At 36.0% G+C, this 19,946-nt stretch carries 19 protein-coding genes; 4 read left to right on the top strand and 15 right to left on the bottom strand.

The window, feature by feature from the left end; translation table 11 throughout:
• Window positions 1-88 precede the first annotated feature (88 nt).
• From HYI43_00850 to HYI43_00840, 3 genes are all read right to left on the bottom strand, one after another.
• A complete protein-coding gene (locus HYI43_00850) occupies window positions 89-355 on the bottom strand; it encodes a zinc ribbon domain-containing protein (protein ID UDI77169.1) in 267 nt (88 codons plus the stop codon).
• Complete coding sequence (locus tag HYI43_00845; protein UDI77168.1) at window positions 355-1,548, bottom strand: acetamidase/formamidase family protein; 1,194 nt, start codon at window positions 1,546-1,548, stop codon at window positions 355-357. The genes HYI43_00850 and HYI43_00845 overlap by 1 nt, the downstream gene beginning before the upstream one ends.
• 117 nt (window positions 1,549-1,665) lie before the next feature.
• Entirely contained in the window at window positions 1,666-2,082 is a 417-nt protein-coding gene (locus HYI43_00840) for a carboxymuconolactone decarboxylase family protein (protein ID UDI77167.1), read from the bottom strand.
• Window positions 2,083-2,188: 106 nt separating this feature from the next.
• Here HYI43_00840 and HYI43_00835 point away from each other — a divergent pair, with 106 nt between their 5' ends.
• Window positions 2,189-2,599 (top strand): Lrp/AsnC family transcriptional regulator, encoded by a 411-nt coding sequence (locus tag HYI43_00835; GenBank protein ID UDI77166.1) that lies wholly within the window; start codon window positions 2,189-2,191, stop codon window positions 2,597-2,599.
• A 15-nt stretch (window positions 2,600-2,614) separates the two neighbouring features.
• Here the strand turns inward: HYI43_00835 and HYI43_00830 are convergent, their stop codons facing one another.
• Both HYI43_00830 and HYI43_00825 read right to left on the bottom strand, forming a co-directional pair.
• Window positions 2,615-3,811: an aminotransferase class I/II-fold pyridoxal phosphate-dependent enzyme gene (locus HYI43_00830; GenBank protein ID UDI77165.1), complete on the bottom strand. Its 1,197-nt coding sequence runs from the start codon at window positions 3,809-3,811 to the stop codon at window positions 2,615-2,617.
• A gap of 117 nt (window positions 3,812-3,928) precedes the next feature.
• Window positions 3,929-4,441 carry a DUF308 domain-containing protein gene (locus HYI43_00825; protein UDI77164.1) on the bottom strand — a complete coding sequence of 171 codons (513 nt, stop codon included), beginning with the start codon at window positions 4,439-4,441 and terminating at the stop codon, window positions 3,929-3,931.
• Between the two features lie 190 nt (window positions 4,442-4,631).
• Between HYI43_00825 and HYI43_00820 the strand changes: the two genes are divergently transcribed.
• On the top strand, window positions 4,632-5,312 hold the full coding sequence (locus tag HYI43_00820; GenBank protein ID UDI77163.1) for a type 1 glutamine amidotransferase domain-containing protein: 681 nt from the start codon (window positions 4,632-4,634) through the stop codon (window positions 5,310-5,312).
• 208 nt (window positions 5,313-5,520) lie between these two features.
• Here the strand turns inward: HYI43_00820 and HYI43_00815 are convergent, their stop codons facing one another.
• The 7 genes from HYI43_00815 to HYI43_00785 form a co-directional block, all read right to left on the bottom strand.
• Entirely contained in the window at window positions 5,521-6,378 is an 858-nt protein-coding gene (locus tag HYI43_00815) for an ABC transporter substrate-binding protein (GenBank protein ID UDI77162.1), read from the bottom strand.
• Window positions 6,379-6,557: 179 nt separating this feature from the next.
• Window positions 6,558-7,901: an NAD(P)/FAD-dependent oxidoreductase gene (locus HYI43_00810; GenBank protein ID UDI77161.1), complete on the bottom strand. Its 1,344-nt coding sequence runs from the start codon at window positions 7,899-7,901 to the stop codon at window positions 6,558-6,560.
• 15 nt (window positions 7,902-7,916) lie between these two features.
• Window positions 7,917-8,357, bottom strand: coding sequence for a MarR family transcriptional regulator (locus tag HYI43_00805; protein UDI77160.1), 441 nt, complete (start codon window positions 8,355-8,357; stop codon window positions 7,917-7,919).
• Between the two features lie 169 nt (window positions 8,358-8,526).
• On the bottom strand, window positions 8,527-9,606 hold the full coding sequence (locus HYI43_00800) for an amidohydrolase (GenBank protein UDI77159.1): 1,080 nt from the start codon (window positions 9,604-9,606) through the stop codon (window positions 8,527-8,529).
• A gap of 225 nt (window positions 9,607-9,831) precedes the next feature.
• Complete coding sequence (locus tag HYI43_00795; GenBank protein ID UDI77158.1) at window positions 9,832-10,812, bottom strand: DUF418 domain-containing protein; 981 nt, start codon at window positions 10,810-10,812, stop codon at window positions 9,832-9,834.
• Between the two features lie 118 nt (window positions 10,813-10,930).
• Window positions 10,931-12,004 (bottom strand): NAD(P)-dependent alcohol dehydrogenase, encoded by a 1,074-nt coding sequence (locus HYI43_00790; protein ID UDI77157.1) that lies wholly within the window; start codon window positions 12,002-12,004, stop codon window positions 10,931-10,933.
• A 174-nt stretch (window positions 12,005-12,178) separates the two neighbouring features.
• The gene (locus tag HYI43_00785) at window positions 12,179-13,561 is read right to left on the bottom strand and encodes an NAD-dependent succinate-semialdehyde dehydrogenase (GenBank protein UDI77156.1); all 1,383 of its coding nucleotides are present in this window, start codon (window positions 13,559-13,561) and stop codon (window positions 12,179-12,181) included.
• A 160-nt stretch (window positions 13,562-13,721) separates the two neighbouring features.
• Here HYI43_00785 and HYI43_00780 point away from each other — a divergent pair, with 160 nt between their 5' ends.
• Together HYI43_00780 and HYI43_00775 are read left to right on the top strand one after the other, a co-directional pair.
• Window positions 13,722-15,380 carry an FAD-binding dehydrogenase gene (locus HYI43_00780; GenBank protein ID UDI77155.1) on the top strand — a complete coding sequence of 553 codons (1,659 nt, stop codon included), beginning with the start codon at window positions 13,722-13,724 and terminating at the stop codon, window positions 15,378-15,380.
• A 149-nt stretch (window positions 15,381-15,529) separates the two neighbouring features.
• Window positions 15,530-15,928 (top strand): hypothetical protein, encoded by a 399-nt coding sequence (locus HYI43_00775; GenBank protein ID UDI79241.1) that lies wholly within the window; start codon window positions 15,530-15,532, stop codon window positions 15,926-15,928.
• A 50-nt stretch (window positions 15,929-15,978) separates the two neighbouring features.
• On the opposite strand, the gene HYI43_00770 is transcribed toward HYI43_00775, so the two are convergent.
• The 3 genes from HYI43_00770 to HYI43_00760 all read right to left on the bottom strand — a co-directional run bounded on the left by HYI43_00770 (window position 15,979) and on the right by HYI43_00760 (window position 19,939).
• Complete coding sequence (locus tag HYI43_00770; GenBank protein ID UDI77154.1) at window positions 15,979-17,682, bottom strand: ABC-ATPase domain-containing protein; 1,704 nt, start codon at window positions 17,680-17,682, stop codon at window positions 15,979-15,981.
• 178 nt (window positions 17,683-17,860) lie between these two features.
• Entirely contained in the window at window positions 17,861-18,643 is a 783-nt protein-coding gene (locus HYI43_00765; protein UDI77153.1) for a glucose 1-dehydrogenase, read from the bottom strand.
• A 15-nt stretch (window positions 18,644-18,658) separates the two neighbouring features.
• A complete protein-coding gene (locus HYI43_00760; GenBank protein UDI77152.1) occupies window positions 18,659-19,939 on the bottom strand; it encodes an MFS transporter in 1,281 nt (426 codons plus the stop codon).
• Between the last annotated feature and the right edge of the window lie 7 nt (window positions 19,940-19,946).

The raw sequence follows: 19,946 nt of genomic DNA, 5'->3' as shown, positions 1-19,946 counted from the left end.
TTTAAGCGCCTTCTCAGTTCAGTCAGCTACTGCGAATTTGCAAAATAACTTTAATATATTATTTATATCCCAGGCTCGTCTCATACTATTAATGACCAGCCATCCAGGGACGAGCTGCTCTACTAGGCTTTGATTTCATTGGTGAAAGTTTATCTTTACTTACTAATCGAGGTTCTTGTCCCCGTTCAATACGTTTTTTTAACTTTCCATCCATTTTATAAGTTTGAAAACTATTAAACACACGTGTTGCTTCGTTTTCACATGAAGGACAAGTCGCTGTATCATGTTGAGTGTTCATTGATTGGCGAAGCGTAAATTCTCCGCAATTTGCACAATTGTATGTGTAATTAGGCATTACTTATCAGGCTCCAAATTAGGAATAATATCTTCTTTAAAAATTTCTCGAGGAATTGCGATTGTACAACATGCATTTGGAACATCCACAATGCCAGCTACAGTGCCTTGTACAGGAGCTGTACCTAGCAACATGTACGCTTGTTCGCCAGTAAAGCCACGTGTTTTTAAGAATTCAATTGCGTTTAATACTGCATTTCTATATGCCGTATTAGCATCTAAATAAGTTTGTTTACCACTAAATTCATTAACAGAAATACCTTCAAATACGATGTAATCCGTATAATTAGGCATTACTGGACCTGGTTTAAATGCTGGATTCTTCTTAATATGATATTTTTCCATGCCATTTTTAATAACATTAACTCTAAGTTCAATCCAACCAGGCATTTCAATACCACCACAGAATGTGATTTCGCCATCACCTTGAGAGAAATGTAAATCTCCTACTGATAATTTTGCGCCATCAACGAAGACTGGGAAGTAAATACGTGAACCTTTAGATAAGTTTTTGATGTCACAGTTACCACCATTTTCACGAGGAGGAACGGTACGTGCACCTTCTTTAGCAACTTTATCAAAGTCTTTGCCAGTTAACGTACCAGCAACTACAGCGTCTGTGTCAGGTAAATTAGCTAATACAGGTTGACGATTGGGATCCGTATCTACTAATTCTTTTTCACGGCGATTCCATTCATCTAACATCTCTTGAGATGGTGCCACACCTATTAATCCCGGATGAATTAATCCTACGAATTCTACTCCTGGCACATGACGACTTGTCGCATAAATACCATTAAAATCCCAAATCGATTTTTGGGCGTCTGGATAATGATCAACTAAAAAACTTCCGCCATTCGTCTTATCGAAGATACCATTGAATCCCCATTGATGGTCGTCAAATACACCTATGTCTAGAATATCCACTACAAGTAAATCGCCAGGTTCTACTCCATTAACATGTACAGGCCCACTTAATACATGAACACGATTTAAATTAACATGCTTAATATCACTCGGATCGTCATTATTACTAATCTGACCATCTGTCCAGTCCAAACATTCCATTCTGAAAGATTCTCCCGGATTCACTGAAAATGCTGCCGGAATGTCCGGATGCCAACGATTATGTCCTGGATGATCTTGTTGGTCCATTGTCTTATTCAAATCAATACTAAATAACTTTTTAGGCATAAGCCTAACCCCCTTGTTTAATAAAGTTATAAAAATTGATTATGACTGAATATTCTGTTTCTTGTATCATAGCATATAAAATTATAAATAGAGAGTAATAATATACTTAAATAAAGCCTATTCAATATTAGGCTCTAATTGCATCAAAGCTCCGAAATGTTGTTGTGCGTTAGTGAATGTAATAAAAGTAATGAGTTCTACTAGTTCTTTTTCAGTTAGTTGTTCTTTAAGCACTTGCATAATATTATTTGGAATTTGGTCTCCCATTTTGAGAAACACTTCGGTAAAGCCTATACAAACAGATGATTTTTCATCTTTTAGACTGCCGGTAGGTTGACCTTTTGCTTTACAGTACTGACATCCATTTTTCTGTGCTAACATTCTTCTTATTTCTTCTTTCAACGCTTTGCTAAGTGTTCCTTCATTTTCAAGCATGTCACTAAGTTGTGTCCATGCAGTCATTATTTCAGGTTGATGACCTAATAATTTCTGAAAAGGTGTATTTCCGACTTTCGCATAATTGATAGTCGACATGTTTTCACCTCCTTTGAATATATTTTATTGCTTATATTAAAATTTGAACTTAATATTTATATGGAATTACTTCATAATACTTTCACTATTTTAGGAGGTTATGCTCATGGACCATACAAATCTAAATTTATTAGATATACTAAAAGAAAATAGTAAATTATCGCTTAGTGAATTAAGTCAAAAAGTGAATTTATCTGTTCCTTCAACGAGAGAGCGTATTCACAAATTAATTGATACTGGCATTATCAAAAATTATACAATCAACATTGATTACAGTTTATTGGGCTATGATATTGAAGCCATTATTGAACTTACTATTAAAAATAATTTATACAAAGACTTTAAGAACTATATTTCCGAACAAAAGAATGTCGCGTTTTGTTATAGAATTTCAGGTGACAGTTGTTTTATGTTTAAAGCACGTTTTAAAGACATGAAAAAAGCAGAGAACTTTATAGATTCTCTGCAAACATATGGTCATAGTAAGACACATTTTATTTTTTCAAAGGTAGTGTGATTCATTAATTCAAAACTAAACCAATGCTTCTTTAATTTTTTGTAATCCTTTTTTCATGATTTCACGTGGAACAGCGATATTAATTCTGACATGACCTTCTGCGTTATGGACAAATTGTTCTTGTCCTTCAATAATAACGCCTGCATGTTTAATAAAGTATTTTGCGATTGGTTCGTTGATTTCTTTTTCTTTGATGTAATAACTTAAATCTACCCATGCGAGGTAAGTGGCTTCTGGAATTTTAAATTCTGCATGTGGAAGTTCATTTTCCAAGAATTCTGCCAGATATTTAAAGTTGTCATCTAAATAATCATTCATTGATGACAACCAGTCTTCACCCTTTTCATAAGCAGCTTGGGTCGCAGCAATACTCAATGGGTTCTCAGAACTAAAGTGATGTAACTTCCATGTCTTCAATAATCTTCTATTCGGAATGATGATGTTTGAGAACATTAAGCCTGCAATATTAAACGCCTTACTTTGAGACATTGCTGTGATGATCTTATCGTAATTTGGTACAGCTTTAGCAAATGGGATATGCGTTTGACCAGCACGTTTAATATCACAATGTATTTCATCTGAAATTAACCATACATCATTAACTGCCATGATTTGACCAAATTGTTTCAATTCATCTTCTGACCAAACACGACCTGTTGGGTTATGAGGATTCGCAAAGATACACAATTTTATATTTTCTGTTTCCACTTTTTTGCGTACATCTTCGAAGTCAATTTCATAATAACCATTATGATTAATCATTGGAGAATAAACCGTTTCAATGTGATTTTTATCGCATGCCATTTTGAATGGTCCGTAACTTGGCGTTAAGATTAATGCTTTGTCACCTTTATCACAAATATAACCTACAAGTTCAATCAATCCTGCAACGATACCATGTGAGAAGACAAGTTGTTCTTGTGGAAATGTAAATCCGAATCGTCTTTCTGTCCAGGATACAAATGCATCATAATAGTCTGAACCAAAGATGTTTGTGTAACCTAGAATCTTCTTATCAAGTCTGTCTTTTACGGCATCTAAAACAACATCTGGTGTCGCAAAATCCATATCTGCTACCCACATGCGGATTAATTCTTCATTATCTCCAATATCTGACACGTCAGCGTCTCCGAATAAATAACCTTTGTAGCCTTCTACATTCATTGCATTTGTATAGCGACGATCTATAATTTCATCAAAATTGTATGCCACTGGAATTCCTCCTATCATCCATTTTCTATTTTAATATTTCCTAGGTCATGTTTCATTTTTATCGTTGCTTTCATTTTCCAAAAAATAAAATTACCAACTCATATTTAAAATACTAAGTTATGCTAAGCCATCTATAATATATGTTATGCCTAAAATTGCGAATGTTACTGCAATCATCGTTGATACTAAAATCATTCCCATCATCGGGTTGAAAAGTAAGATGATACCTAGTATCAAGCCTAATATATTAACGATAATTGATAGCAATTTAAGACGACCTTGTTGAGATACGGTAAGTAATCCGATTACTGAACTGACTATAAACCATGCGGCGAACATAAAGACGAAGAACTGAGAACTTGCGCCTACGTTGAACATGACGAGTAGCCCAAAAATAATGTCAATTATACCGATGACTAAAATTAAACCCGTTCCTTTGCCGGCTAATGCTCTAGCCGCACGTCGAAATAACAGTTGAATGATTCCATTAATGAATATAAATAAGCCGATGAGCCAAGTTAGTGTATAGAAATTTTTTACAGGATAGCTAAAAATAATTACCGCAACAATCAGTAATAAGGTTACCATAATTAAACTCGGCCATTTAAGTCCTCCATTTTGATGTGCCATTGATATGCCTCCTCTCTCTTTTTTATTTACATGAATATATTAAGTATAGTGAAGTTACGACAGAGTAACAAAAGATACAACTTCTATATGTTTTACGTGAAACGATTGCTTTCAAATGATGACATCCCTCAGTTTTTGATTTTCCGGAAAAGGGTATACAAATAGATAATGAATCATTAGGAGGTTAATAATGGGTAAAGCATTAGTAGTTGTTACAAGTGTATCGAAATATCCTGATATGAATCGACCAACAGGATTATGGTTTGGCGAAGCAGTTCACTTTGCAGACGTATTATATAAGAATGGTTACAAAGTGGATTATGCAAGTCCAGAAGGTGGTTATACTGCCATTGATCCTCAAAGTCTACAAGAAGATATGATGACGGATTTAGACTGGAAATATTATCAAGATAAAGACTTTATGACACGTCTTGGTCATACTTTACCGGCACAAGCTGTTAAAGCTGAAAATTACGATATTATTTACTTCGCAGGTGGACATGGTACGATTTGGGACTTTAAAGATAACGAAGATTTACAAGAAGTTGCTCGCAAAATTTATGAAAATAATGGTACTGTATCATCCGTTTGTCATGGCGCGATTGGTTTACTAAATGTTACTGACAGTAAAGGTCATAACATTATCGATGGCAAGACAGTTACAGGTTTCTCAAATAGTGAGGAACAAGCAGTTGGTTTAGCTGACGTTGTACCTTATCTTACTGAAGATGAACTTAAAAATCGTGGTGCAAACTACAAACAAGGTGACAACTGGACTGAGTTTGCTGTAGCTGATGGCCGTATTATTACTGGACAAAATCCACAATCTGGTAAAGCTGTAGCAGAAAAATTCTTAGAATCACAAAAGTAAATTTTTAGACTACGCGCATAGTTGAATTTAAAGAAATTGCCTACTTGGAATTGATAACACATTGTTATCGATCACTCAAGTAGGCATTTTTAATTGATGCAGACTGCGCATTAGATTGTATCACTCAAAAAAAGGTAGCTAAAGCTTCACGATTGCGAAACTCCGCTACCTCTCTTTTCATTCTTCCGTTTTTACAAAGTCGAACTTATTATTCTTCAACGTTAGTAATATCTTCTAAGATTAATTCTGATGCGATTAAGCCACGATATTTAGCCCAACGTTCACGATTAACTTCGTGTACACGATTGTGTTGAACCGCTTCAACTTGTTTCCAAGCATCAGATTCTTTTAAGTTGTCGTAGTCTTTTTGATTATCGTTATCCACCATAATAAATACACGTTCTGGGTTAAAGCTTGAAAGTTTATCAGCATCTACTTTCAAGTAGTCAGCACCCATATATTCAGGTAAGTTGCTTTCTTCATTTTCAGAGAGTGAACTATTAAAGCCTACTTTACTTAAAAATTGGCCTACATATGAATTTGATGCGTGTACATATAAACCTTCACTTGTTGGTACAGCAGCAATTGTCGTTTTATCTTTATCAATTGTTACATCTTTGCTTAAATCGTTAATTTTTTGATTGTGTTGTTCTACAACTTCGTTACCTTTTCCTGCCTCTGAAGCAAGGTCTGCAATTTGTTTGAACACATCTACACTTTCTTCATAATTAGCGTCAAAACTTTCTAATAATACAGTCGGTGCAATTTGATTTAATTGATCAAAGATGTTCTCGTGTCTATTTTTATCTGCTAGGATTAATTGAGGTTCTGCTTTCTTAATTGCTTCAGTATCTGGCTCTAAGCGTGTACCCACTGAAATATAATTACTAATTGAATCTTTAATTGATGCATCTAAATTCTTTTCATCATTGTCGTCTGCGATACCAGTTACATTAATATTTAATTTCGCTAATGGTTCTACAAATGAATATTCTAAAGCGACTGCTGATTCGATTGTATCTGGAACTTCTACTGTAACGCCATTTGATTGAATTTCTTTAGCCATAATTAAAAATCCCTCCGATTGAGAATTCTTATCATTTTCTTCTTACACTAAATGTATTTACGTTTTAAAAATGATTAAACATGATTTCCCAATAAAATTAATTTTAGACAATCAAGCGTGTAAAACAATACATTCAAAATGAACGTTGCCCCACTTTCTTAAAAATGATAAGTTCCAATTTACATCATGTTCATTTTCAATAAATCGATTACGCCACTAGAAGCACCCGGAAAGGCAAAGATCAATTGATTTAAATCTTGTGCTGTCATGCGTTGATTAATGATAAATACGAGTAAGTTAACCAAATCAGCCGCATCAATACCATAAATTTCTGCACCGACTAAGCGTTTGTCGCTATCTAGCACTACATACATTTCTGCATCTGTTTCATTTTTATATTCGAATACCATTTGTTTTCCAAATGGAATATGTTTAACAGTATATTGAGCGTCACCTTCTGCTTCTTCAACAGTAATGCCGATTTGAGAAAGACGTGGTAACGAATACAATACTGAAGGAATCGCTGGATACTGTATGTCGTCTTGCGTCATACCTAAAATATGTGCAGCGATATAATTAGATTCAAATGTCGCTGTAGGTGTTAATTTAGGTATGGTCTTATCTAAAACATCACCACTCGCATAAATGTTGCTCACATTTGTTCTTAAATGGCTATCTACTGAAATACCTTTTTTGCTATATTCAATTCCCACATTATCCAAGCCAATGCCTTCAACATTAGGATTTCTGCCCGTCGCATCTAAGACATAATCTGTATCAATCGTTAAACCAGACGCTGTTGAAACTTTGTAAGCATTGCCTACTTTTTCAACCTTTTGCGTATTCTCGTTAAAATAAAACGTAACGCCTTCGTCTTTTAATTTGTCCACTAATTGATTTACATGTGCTTTATTAAAGCCTTTCAATGGCTTATTTGAATGATGAATCATACTTACTTCAACACCAGATTTAATCATTATTGACGCAAATTCTACACTAATAATACCAACGCCTATAAATGTCATGCGTTTTGGAAGATTATCCATAGATAAGAATTCACGACTATCATGTGTTAGTTCTTTACCTTCAATGTCTAATTTATTGCTATGTTGACCAGTGGCAATAACAATATTTTCAGCTTGTAATGCTTCATCGTTCACAGTTACTGTATGTTCGTCTTTAATGACACCGGCACCCATATAAACGTCGATACCTTGTTGTTCAAACATACCTTTTAACATCCCGTTCATTGGGTTAATGACTTGTTTTTTATAATCCATTAAGTTTGCCCAGTTTACATTCAAGTCTTGTGATTGAATCATACCGTTATATTGTGCTGCTTCCTCTAGCACTTCGTATGGTCCTTCAAGTAAGATTTTCGCATTACAACCATAGTTTGTGCATGTACCAGCAATCGTATCTTTTTCAATAATAGCTACATCTTTTCCTGCATGTTTTAGTGTAAGCGCCGCATGCCACGCTGCGTGTCCGCTACCTATAAATACAACATCGTATTGTTTCATTTAACTCATCCTTTTTTATTTATTCGTGAGTGCTTTCAACGACTGTTCAAGGTTATTCAAGACATCTTTGGCTTCATAATATTGCGTTTCATCAAGTTCTGGAGGTAAACATTGCGCGACTGCCTCAAAGACTGCTTCTCGTTGCTCATGACCCTTTTGCGTTAAAGAGACGACTAATTGACGCTTATCCGCTTCAGAACGTTGACGTTTCACCCACCCTGACTGTTCTAATCTTTTTAAAAGTGGGGTCAATGTATTACTTGATAAATCTAGTTGCTTTCCTACTTCATGTAAGGGTTGATTATCGTGTTCCCATAAAGCAAGTAACACCAAATATTGTGAGTATGTTAAGCCAAATGGTTTCAATTGTTGCTCATAAAACTTTGCAAACAAACGACTCACATTATAAGCCGAAAAGCATAGTTGATTTGCTAATTTCATATCATCTTTATTCAAGACATCACCTCTTTTCAATCGTGTGCGATTAATTACAGTGTAAACAATCGTGTGCGATTAATTACAGTGTAAACAATCGTGCGCGACTAATCAAATATTAAGTTTTATAAAAAGCAGGACAACCTTTCATGTATTAAACAAGATTGGTTGCCCCGCCTCTATAAAGTTATTATTTAAATAATTTCGTCGTGTTATGACTGAAAATATTCGCTTTTTCAATGTCACTAAACGCTTCAGTATTATCTATGTCTTGCTCCATTTTGGCGATCCATTGATTGGGTGCGTAATGTGCATCCGAACCAAATAAAATATGTTCAGTATCTGTCACTGCTTTCAAGCTGGCGAATGTCGATTCTCCAGTAGATAAGCCAGTGTCATAATAGAAATGACTCATATAATCAGCCGCAGTTTTAGTTATTGTCTTACTTGGTTGCAAGCCATGACGATAGAATTTAAACATCTTCGCATATTGAATTGGATGTTTGGCTACCTCTTTAAAGATTTCAGACTTACCGTTATTCATCAATGACTTGAGTCTATTTTTAGGATCTTGAATTATATACTTTTGCGTTTCTAATGTATTATTGATGCGCCATTGGATATACGGCAATGTACCTCCAGCATGAGCTAAGATAAATTTAATATTAGGATAGCGTTCTACTGTGCCACTAAATATTAAATTGGTAGCTGCACGTGTAGTATTAAATGTAAACTCTTGGATGAAATCTGCAACCACATATTGTGGCGGTTGGAAATCTTCAGCGTTAGAGCTTGGATGAATAAAAACTTTGGCATGACGCTCATTAAGTGCCGCCATGACCTTTTCGAATGCATCATTTCCTAAATATGCATTTCCATAATTTGAGAATAATCCAACGCCATCTAACTTTAAGACATCTAACGCATATTCAATTTCTTTAATTGTTTCTTTGACATGTGGCATAGGAACCAAGGCAAAGCATTTAAATCTATCAGGATACTTTTTCTTCAATTGTGCTTGATATTCATTCACTTGTCGTGCTACTTTAGCAGCTTTTTTTCTTTTAAATGGTATCGTTGCAGGTTCTGATATTGAAGTATAACCTACATCTATATTTAACTCATCCATCATTTGAATGCTGTCTTCGGGTTCCCATTTTCTAATAGGAAAGCCACCAGCAGTAGTCACACCGATTTTACGCAAGGCATCTCTATATACATTTGGAATAATATGGTGATGAATATCTATAATTTCTTGTCTTTTGTTCATAACATAATCCCCTTTACACATTGTCTATTGATTAAATTAACACACAAATTATTTGCTTTCTTTTTTTAAAAGTAAGCAAACGATAATTAATAGACAAATTAAATACATTCATCTATTAAATTTAAATTAATAGACAATTTGCACATACACTAAATTACATCTAAAAATAGCAAATTCGTATTTTGAGCGTATTAACTTATACATACTCATTACCCGATTCAAGGATTATTTATTTTTCGGCACATTTTTATACGTCCATTTGCGCCATAATATTTCTAGTGGACCTTGGCGATGACAAGATAGCCACCAGTATGTTGCTAAGATATTAACTACCAATATAGGCAATCCAATATAAAGTGATTGCGTTGGTGTTGGGTGGTCATAAGGAAAGAAGCATTTCACCACAATATATAGTAATATCATTTGTGTCATGAAATTCGTAAATGCTGTTTTACCTAACTTTTCAAAAGGCTTAAGCATTTGCTGAATCGTCACTTTCTGTGTCATAAAGATTAAGACAATAAAATAAATAATTGCTTGATAAGGCGTTACTAAATCTTCAATCGTTGTCCAATTATATGGTAACCCAGTTACTTTTAATATGACTAATAACGCTACAATCAAACTACTGATACATAATGTGACTATAAACCATGTGCGTTTTTCATGAAATTGATAAATCAAGCCACTTTGAGATAAATACAAACCAAATGTCATCACACCTAATAGGGTATAAAACATAGGATTTGAAGATGGTGCAATCAAAATTTCAACGGTTGTACCGACGATTAAAACAAAGGAGATCCATAAAGTATAGCGTGGTTTTGGCAATAAGAATAAAAACATCAAAATAAGGCCACTTAGGGCGTATTGTGCGTAAGGCAACACTAGTATCACGCCAGGGATACCGACAATAAGTAAGAAAATGAGTCGGCGAAACATTAATTTAATCGGTGATAGAGATTTTTTTCGTGCATTATTCATGAATATTCCCATACCGATACCAAACAATAAGGTAAATAAGGTGATGAAACGTGTATCAATGAAAATTGCAAAGAACTGTTTAACAATGTGGTCTGCGTGTGTAAACGTTGGTTTTACTTCACCTTGAACTATGGGAAGAATATCTGACACATTGGCAAATAATACTACAGCTATGGCAATACCTCTAATGATATCTAATCCAACAATACGTTTTTCACTCATAAAATAACCTCCTTACCTATTATGGTAGGAGGCTCAATCGTCATGCGCATTTATCTAATCTTACATGTTAAGACCATTAGCTTTCATAATTGAAAGCTAGCGTACACATTACTTACAGTTATTTATCTAAGAAACCGTTTGGATAAACCATGACTTTCAAGGCATCGCCTTTACTTGTACGTGTTAATTCCATAGCTTGTTTTGTATCGGCAAGTTCGAATTGATGTGTGAATAATGAATCAATGTCAGCGTCTGTTGTACTTAAGATTTGAATACCTTGTGGATACGTATTGGCATATCTGAAGACACCAACAATATTAATTTCATGATTCGCAATAAATGGCACGTTGATTTCGTTCATATCTTCTTGTGGTAAACCAACAATAGCTAATGTGCCGCCATCTTTTAATGAATTTAATGCACTTCTTAAGGCAATTGGATTACCTGCTGTTTCAATCGCATAGTTAACGCCTTGACCGTCTGTTAATTCTTTAATGCGTTCTACAACGTCTTCATTTTTAATATTAATTGCTGTTGTTGCACCTAAGCGTTTAGCCGCTTCTAAACGATTATCTTCTAAGTCTGAAACGATAATGTTTGTTGCGCCATAAGCTTTGGCAGCTACAACTGCCATTAAACCAACTGGACCCATACCCATAATCACAACAGTTGAGCCAGGTTTAATATCCGCACGCTTACATGCTTGTAAACCTACTGAGAATGGTTCAACTAATGTAGCTTGTTCATAAGTCACTGAGTCTGGTAAATGATAAAGGAAGTCTGCCGGATGGCTAACATATTCACAAAAAGCACCATCATACGGTGGTGTCGCCATGAATTCCATGTGTGGACATAAATTATATTTACCAGATTTACAGTATTCACATTCACGACAAGGTTCCCCAGGTTCGATTGCGACACGATCGCCTACTTTAAAGTCCGTTACTTCATCCCCGATTTGCGCTACCATACCAGCACATTCGTGACCTAATACGATTGGCTTTTCAACAACAAATTCACCTACACGACCATGTGCATAATAATGTACGTCAGAACCACATACCCCAACTGCCATCATCTTAATTAAGACATCTTTTGGCCCTACTTCAGGCATATCTCGTTCAATAATCTCAATATCATAAGGTTCATGCATTAATGCAACTTTCATTTTATCTGGAATTGTTTCACTCATTTCTAACATCCTCCTATGTATTTATCATCTAGTACTTATTTTTTCACTGAAAAGGATGTATGTAAACGATTTCATAAAAATTTGTATAGTAATTTGAAACAAAAATGATTAATTCACAATAATTTCTGAAGTAAAAAACCCGCTTCCCAATTAATGAGAAGCGAGCAATATCTACTACATATTACCTATTGATAAATATTTTGTTTCTAAGTATGGTTCGATACCTTCTGTACCACCTTCACGGCCATAGCCACTTTCTTTCATACCGCCAAATGGTGCATGGGCTGCTGATGGACCGCCATCATTCCAACCGATAACGCCATAATCAAGTGAATGATATAAGTGGAAGCCTGTGCGATAATCATTTGTAAAGAAGTAAGCAGCTAAGCCAAATTGCGTATCATTCGCCATTTGAATCGCATCGTTTAAATCAGAGTATGTTGCAATAGGTACAATCGGTCCAAACGTTTCTTCTTGCATTGCTAACATATCTTGGTTCGCATTTGATACCACAACAGGTTTCAAGAAGTTACCGCCTAACGCTTGAGCATCCTCTAATGAACGTGATAATTTAGCACCTTTAGATTCCGCATCTTTTAATTGATTAACGACTTTCTTCACGCCATCTTCATTAATCAATGGACCAATCGTAACACCTTCGTCCATACCATTTCCGACTTTTAAGTCGTGGACTTTTTGAGTTAATTGTTTTACAAATTCTGCTTCAACCGCTTCGTGCACGTAAACTCGGTTTGCACAAATGCACGTTTGACCTGCATTTCGGAATTTTGAAGCAATCGTTTGATCTACGGCATATTCAATATCCGCATCGTTGTGAACGATTAACGGTGCTAAACCGCCTAGTTCCATTGTGACATTTTCAACGGATTCAGCAGCTTGCGCAATTAATTTCTTACCTACGTTAGTTGAACCTGTAAATGTCACTTTCTGCATCACAGGATGTTTCGTGAACAGTTCGCCTGCATCTTTACCAGACATCACGACGTATTGAACAGCGTCTTCCGGTATACCCGCTTCATGGGCTAATTCAATGAGACGAATCGTAGTTAATGGTGTTTGCGTAGCTGGTTTGCACACTATGGTACAACCTGCAGCTAATGCTGGCGCAATCTTACGTGTAATCATTGCTGCCGGAAAGTTCCATGGCGTAATGGCACCAACCACACCTACTGGGAATTTCTTAATGATAATGTTTTTATTTGGTGTATTCGCTGGAATCGTGCGACCATAAATACGTTTGGCTTCCTCGGCATACCAAGATACGTAAGAATTCGCATAATCGACTTCACCTTGTGCTTCTTTTAACGGTTTACCGCCCTCTTTAGTAATGAGTTCTGCCAGTTCATCTTTATGTTCATTAATTAGTGTGAACCATTGGTATAACTTATCTGCACGTTCATGTGCATCAACGTTTCTCCAAGATTTGAACGCTTCATGCGCTCTCTCAATTTGTTGTTTCGCTGTTGATTCATCTGTATATTCTAATGTTTCTATTATTTCATTCGTCGCTGGATTTAAGACTTCTAATGCTGCCATATTCATCCACCCCTTTTAAAATGATTGATATAAGTATATACCCATAGACATAGATTATCTATCAACCCGTTTTTCAAATGAATAGTTTCACTTTCCCAATACCTGCTTAACTTGATAAAATATGTAGACTACATAAAACAATTGATGTAAGGAGTTAAGTATGAATAAAAAGATATTTGTCATTGGTTCTGGTTTGAGTGGCTTAGTTGCTGCGACAGAATTATTAAAAAAAGGATATCACGTAACCATGCTAGATCAAGAACCACGTCAAGCTATTGGCGGTCAGGCCTATTGGTCATTTGGTGGACTATTCCTTGTAAATTCTAAAGTTCAACAACGTTTGGGCGTGAAAGATTCTTATGAACTTGCATTAAATGATTGGTTAGGTTCAGCACAGTTTGACCGTCCTGATGATGAAGACTATTGGGCGAAACAATGGGCTGAAGCCTATGTAAGGTTTGCGACTTTTGAAAAAGAAGACTATTTAAAAGATATGGGTGTTCGGTTAACGCCTATTCTAGGATGGGCTGAACGTGGCGGCGCATCCGCTTCTGGTCACGGCAACTCAGTACCACGTTTCCATATTACTTGGGGCACTGGTCCAGGATTAGTTGAACCTTTCAGTCGTTTCGTCCTTGAAAAGGAAAAAGAAGGACAATTTGAATTTCTCCCACGACATCAAGTGACGGATATTGGGATTGAACACAATCACGTCACGCACATTGCTGGAAATATTTTAGAGCCAAGTGACGTTGAACGTGGTGAAAAATCATCGCGTACTGTTATCGATACTTTCCACTATGAAGTCGATGAATTGCTAATTACATCTGGCGGTATTGGTGCAAACATGCCACTTATTCGCAAATACTGGCCTAAACGTCTAGGTAATCCACCTAAAACTATGATACAAGGTGTACCTGATTCAACTGATGGACGTTTGATTCAAATTACCGAAGATGCCGGCGCGAACATCGTGAATAAAGATCGCATGTGGCATTATACAGAAGGTATTCAGAATCATAGTCCCATTTGGTCTAATCATGGTATTCGTATTATTCCCGGCCCATCATCAATGTGGTTCGATGCGACAGGTAAACGTATGGCTGCACCTGATTATCCAGGATTTGATACATTGCATACGCTTGAAACAATCATGAAGACAGGTTACGACTATTCTTGGTTTATTTTAACGGAAGATATTATAAAGAAAGAATTTGTACTTTCCGGCTCTGAACAAAACCCTGATTTAACCGATAAAGATATCAAGCTCTTACTGCAAGAACGTCTTGGTAGCAAAGCCACTTCTCCTGTAGAAGCCTTTATGAATAAAGGACCCGATTTCATACTTGCTGATGATTTAGGTACGCTCGTTCGAAAGATGAATGACTTAGCCGGTAACGATTTACTGGACTTTGAAGCCATTAAACATGAAATTAAAGCACGTGACTTACAAATTGATAACAAATTTAGCAAAGACCCACAAATTTCATTTATCCATAATGCACGTCAATTTTTAGGAGATCGACTCATACGTACGGCTAAACCACATAAAATTTTAAGTGGCCAAAATGGTCGTTTAATCGCAGTAAAATTAAATATTATTAGTCGTAAAACACTTGGTGGTATTCAAACAAATCTTGATGGCCAAGCATTGAATGCGACGATGCAACCCATCACGGGATTATACGCAGCTGGCGAAGCGTCTGGTTTTGGTGGCGGTGGTGTTCATGGCTATCGTGCGTTAGAAGGCACCTTCCTCGGAGGTTGTATCTTTAGTGGCATTCGTGCTGCTGAAGGTATTAACAAGCATATACATTAATTTTCATAAATATACATGTCTAAAATCAGTTTATTGAAAATGTATAAGTTACCACTTTTTATGCATTTTGTTGTAAAATTATATTAAATAGTGATTATTACGATATTTAGTTATTAATTTTACAATAATTGCATAAAGAAGGTGATGGTATGTCCCGTGATAGCTTGAAACCTTTAAAAAATAAAACCGTAACTGTAACAGGTCGTATTGAAAATATTACGTTACACCCGAAAGTAAAGATCCCAAACAGACCAATCAATGCGAACATCCTATTAAAAGAGGTTACCATTGGAGGTCATGATTTTGACCATGTTTGGGTTAATGCACCAAAGAAATACTTTCATAATCAAGAACCATTGTTACAACAAATTGTTAAATTTAAAGCAAAAGTAACACCTTATATTAAACATGGCCAATATGGGTATGTTGAAGATTATGGTATTGATTACGTCAAAGGGTTAAATATTCAATCTAAAGATGCAACACATGACTATGATGAGAAATATCTTGATGAAGTCCTCACCGTTGATTTCTTCTTAATGAATTAAAAGCACATTGCAAATCTCTTTCTACATGAGACGCAATGTGCTTTTGCTATTTATTGTACTTTTAAACCTCGATAACGGTTTAATGTGCCGATAAATTCCTGTTTACGTGGTAATGCAAGATTCCCTGGGTGTCCGTCAAAGTGAGATACCGCTTCGATACCATGCTTTTCAATTAACTCATACATACAATTCGTCGCTTCAATTAAACTTAAATGATTATCTATAAGATGATGTCTAAAGTAATCGATCATAACTGCTAATGCATTCGTCTGACTATCATCCACAAGTTGCTCTAATCCAGAAATATCAATGGCTTCCTTACCATACATTAGGGTGTGTAAACCTTTCGCTTTTAAACGATCTTCTTTTCCCTTTTTGGAAAATGAACTACCCAATGGCACACGAGATGGAATAGACCCAAATTGATCATTGAATGGTATATTTCGTTTGTATTCATCTGAATGTGCAATGGCCTTAGCGTCATCAGTCACATCTTTCAAATGATATTCATCCATCATCAGTACTTGATCGGCTACGTCAAAGTAATCTCCGGAACCCCCAACAATTAGGATAGTTGAAACACCATAATCATCATATAGTGACTTCACTTTATTAGAAAATGGTGTAATCGGCTCTTTATCAGGTGCAATGAGCTTCTGCATTCGACCATCACGAATCATAAAATTCGTCGCAGATGTATCTTCATCAATTAATAATGTCGATGTTTGAGCTTCCAATGCTTCCATGACATTCGTTGCTTGTGACGTACTACCACTGGCATTTTCAGTTGAGAAATGCGTAGTGTCTTTCTTGCCTGGTAAGTTATCAATAAATGGACTGATATTAACATTTTGGATACTACGACCATCTTCAGCACGAATCTTCATTGCGTCATGACGTGTGAGTACAAACTCACGTCCATCATTAGGTATATGGTTATAAACACCTCGTTCTAATGCTTCTAAAAGTGTTGATTTACCATGATAACCACCGCCAACAATCAACGTGATACCTTCAGGAATAGACATCCCTGTGACTGCCCGACCACTAGGTAAATTGAAAGTGGTTTCGAAAGTTTGTGGACTCGTAAATCGAATCGCGTCTTTCATTGGTTCATCAGACACACCACTTTTTCTGGGTAGAATAGCGTTATTCGCGACAAATGCGATTAAGTGTTGTTGCTCAAGCTGCTGTCTGATATACGTTTGGTCGAGTTTCAATGTCACTTGGTTTTGAAGTGCTTGTTGATCGATATTTTGATACATTATGGCTTGATTTACTATCTTTGGCAAACCATTTATCAGTGTATGGGCTGCAACTTTCCCAAGAATTTTACGTCCTGCAGCTGGCATACCAACTTCAATACGCACTTCAATCTCTTTATCACTAATCACAACGGATGTACGTTCAAGCATTTCTTGACCACAATGGTCGATAAAAATTTTGCCGTTTTTACCAGAACCTTTCACATTGCGATTAAAAGTTGCAGCTTGATGGCCAAAAGCGCGAGTTAAGAAATCTGCCACTGCGATACGTTTATCTTTCGTATCTAATAAATCGCTAGGAATTTGTGCAATATCGCGATCAATAATAAGTCGCATTTTTGAAGGTGGCGCAAAAGGGTCCACCTGCACATGGTCTATGGCTAGACAAAATTGATTGAATGTATATATGCCTTTTGTTCTTTTATACGCTCCATATTTTTGTCCGTCTAAAGACTTTAATGTTTTTTCAAGGTCTGTTGAACGTTTCATCATCATTCCTCCGTTCAATAAGTATATATGCACAGTTTACCCAACTTAACCGACACGCATAACGTCATACTTGAAATTCTTGATTTGCTTATAAAAAATACACCTCATACAGATAGATTTTCACCTACTGTTGAGATGTATATTGAAACGATTTATCTTTGCTATTCGTTACATATCATTATAATGCAGTGTAACCACCATCAATAGTGAATACGCTACCTTGTGCGAATGATGAAGCATCAGATGCTAAGTATACGACAATACCGCCTAATTCTTCTGGTTCACCTGGACGACCCATTGGTGTAGCGCCCATCCAATAATCAATCATTTCGCCACCAGTTTCAAACATTGGTTCAGTTAATGCTGTTTTCATGTATCCTGGTGCAATTGTGTTTACTTTGATGCCGTATTTAGACCATTCCATTGCTAAACTTTTCGTTAACATGATAACCCCTGCTTTAGAAGCATTGTAAGATGCTTGTTCTTGAGGTTTGTTAGCGATTAAACCTGACATTGATGATGTATTGATGATTGAACCGTTACCTTGTTTAATCATTTGACGTCCAACTGCTTGAGCTACTAAGAATACGCCGTTTAAGTTTAAGTTAATTACTTTTAACCAATTTTCATAAGAAACATTTTCCGCTTTTTCGTTAATTGTCATACCAGCGTTGTTGACTAAGATATCAATTTTACCGTATTCGTCTACTACATCTTGAACCATTTTATTCACGTCTTCTGGATCAGTAACGTCTACTTTTAATGCTGTTGTTTTAACGCCTTCTTTGTCAGCAATCGCTTTTGCTGTTTCTTGAGCTAATTCTAATTTAATATCTGCAATAACGATATCTGAACCTGCTTGTGCTAATGCTTCTGCCATGGCTTTACCAAGACCCATAGCACCTCCTGTGACGATTGCTACTTTACCATTTACTTTAAATTGATCAATAATGTTTGTCATTTTTATTTCACCCTTTTAATTAGATTGTGTATTTACTGTTGTATTGACTTGTTTACCAGGTTGTTGCACTTTCATAAAGAACGTTAGAACGAAACCAATTACATAAAGAATTGCATAGACCCAAATTGTCACTTCTGCTGTTGAGAAAGCAAGAATTAAACTAGCAAGACCATAACCAATAAAGTTACTTAATCCTGCAGCTAAGTTGTGGACAGATACGGCTGCACCTTTATGATCAGGTACCAATGTTGGGAAAATGGCTGACATCGGTACAAAGGCAGCAACTGCGAATCCTAGCATCAATGCGATTAATGTTGTTACAAAGATGTTTGGACCACTCCATGATGGCAAGTAATAAAATGCCAATGTTGCTAAGGCCATACCAATACAACCGAACCAACGTACTTGGCGTACCCATCCAATCTTATCTCCAACAATACCCCAGAATAAGTTAGTGAAGATTGTTACGAAGTACATTAGACCCCAAACACGTAACCATTCAGAAGTTGTGAAACCAAAATCAGAAGTATACACGTGAGGTAAAAAGACTACCAGACCGAATAATGATAATTGGTTAATAATACGCACGACAAACGCTACAGCCACATTTTTATTACCTAAAATTGTGATGCCTCGTGCAAATTCACTTAATATTTCTTTCTTCGTCATGCGTTTTGCTTCTACATCTTCACCTTTTTTATCTTTAACTAGGAACATTGCGATTAGTCCACCAATGGCGATAAAGATAAGTGATGACCATAATGTTCCCATTTCTCCGATAAACGGAATTGAGAAACTTGGTAAGTATGAACCTAATACACCAATACCTATTGAATACATCGCCCAGAACCAACCCATTGCTGATGCAAGTTTGTGACTAGGTGATGAATATGTAATCCACACTACAAAGCTGTAAATAAACATTGGATACGCAAAACCACGAATACCATACATGATTAGCATCATCGCATAATTTTCTTGAGCTAAGCCTAATGTTAAAAATCCTACGTGGAATACCATCCAAATAATAAATGCTATTGTCATAATTCGTCTTGGGCTAAAAATTTCAGCCATAACCCCAGACAACCATGACGCAACAGCTACGACTAAGCCATATACCGTTAACACATTTCCAGCTTCTGAGTTACTAAATCCAAGTCCCATAATATATTTAGATAAAAATGCTTGTTCTACACCATCGCCAGTCATAAATATCGCTACGGCAATGTAACCCCAAATTAAAACCATAGGTAATCCTAAAAACTGACGATTTCGTTTCTGTATTTCATTAGACACCTTAATC

This window comes from Staphylococcus taiwanensis, from assembly GCA_020544305.1.
In the GTDB taxonomy this organism is placed as follows: Bacteria; Bacillota; Bacilli; order Staphylococcales; family Staphylococcaceae; genus Staphylococcus; species Staphylococcus taiwanensis.
The sequence above is the reverse complement of the archived record's forward strand: the minus strand, read 5'-3'. Positions and strand labels throughout refer to the sequence as shown.

Coding starts and splice junctions, on each gene's coding strand:
- HYI43_00850 (UDI77169.1), bottom strand. CDS start 355: ATGCCTAATTACACATACAATTGTGCAAATTGCGGAGAATTTACGCTT.
- HYI43_00845 (UDI77168.1), bottom strand. CDS start 1,548: ATGCCTAAAAAGTTATTTAGTATTGATTTGAATAAGACAATGGACCAA.
- HYI43_00790 (UDI77157.1), bottom strand. CDS start 12,004: ATGAGTGAAACAATTCCAGATAAAATGAAAGTTGCATTAATGCATGAA.
- HYI43_00800 (UDI77159.1), bottom strand. CDS start 9,606: ATGAACAAAAGACAAGAAATTATAGATATTCATCACCATATTATTCCA.
- HYI43_00770 (UDI77154.1), bottom strand. CDS start 17,682: ATGAAACGTTCAACAGACCTTGAAAAAACATTAAAGTCTTTAGACGGA.
- HYI43_00780 (UDI77155.1), top strand. CDS start 13,722: ATGAATAAAAAGATATTTGTCATTGGTTCTGGTTTGAGTGGCTTAGTT.
- HYI43_00840 (UDI77167.1), bottom strand. CDS start 2,082: ATGTCGACTATCAATTATGCGAAAGTCGGAAATACACCTTTTCAGAAA.
- HYI43_00815 (UDI77162.1), bottom strand. CDS start 6,378: ATGGCTAAAGAAATTCAATCAAATGGCGTTACAGTAGAAGTTCCAGAT.
- HYI43_00835 (UDI77166.1), top strand. CDS start 2,189: ATGGACCATACAAATCTAAATTTATTAGATATACTAAAAGAAAATAGT.
- HYI43_00810 (UDI77161.1), bottom strand. CDS start 7,901: ATGAAACAATACGATGTTGTATTTATAGGTAGCGGACACGCAGCGTGG.
- HYI43_00775 (UDI79241.1), top strand. CDS start 15,530: ATGTCCCGTGATAGCTTGAAACCTTTAAAAAATAAAACCGTAACTGTA.
- HYI43_00795 (UDI77158.1), bottom strand. CDS start 10,812: ATGAGTGAAAAACGTATTGTTGGATTAGATATCATTAGAGGTATTGCC.
- HYI43_00825 (UDI77164.1), bottom strand. CDS start 4,441: ATGGCACATCAAAATGGAGGACTTAAATGGCCGAGTTTAATTATGGTA.
- HYI43_00820 (UDI77163.1), top strand. CDS start 4,632: ATGGGTAAAGCATTAGTAGTTGTTACAAGTGTATCGAAATATCCTGAT.
- HYI43_00765 (UDI77153.1), bottom strand. CDS start 18,643: ATGACAAACATTATTGATCAATTTAAAGTAAATGGTAAAGTAGCAATC.
- HYI43_00785 (UDI77156.1), bottom strand. CDS start 13,561: ATGGCAGCATTAGAAGTCTTAAATCCAGCGACGAATGAAATAATAGAA.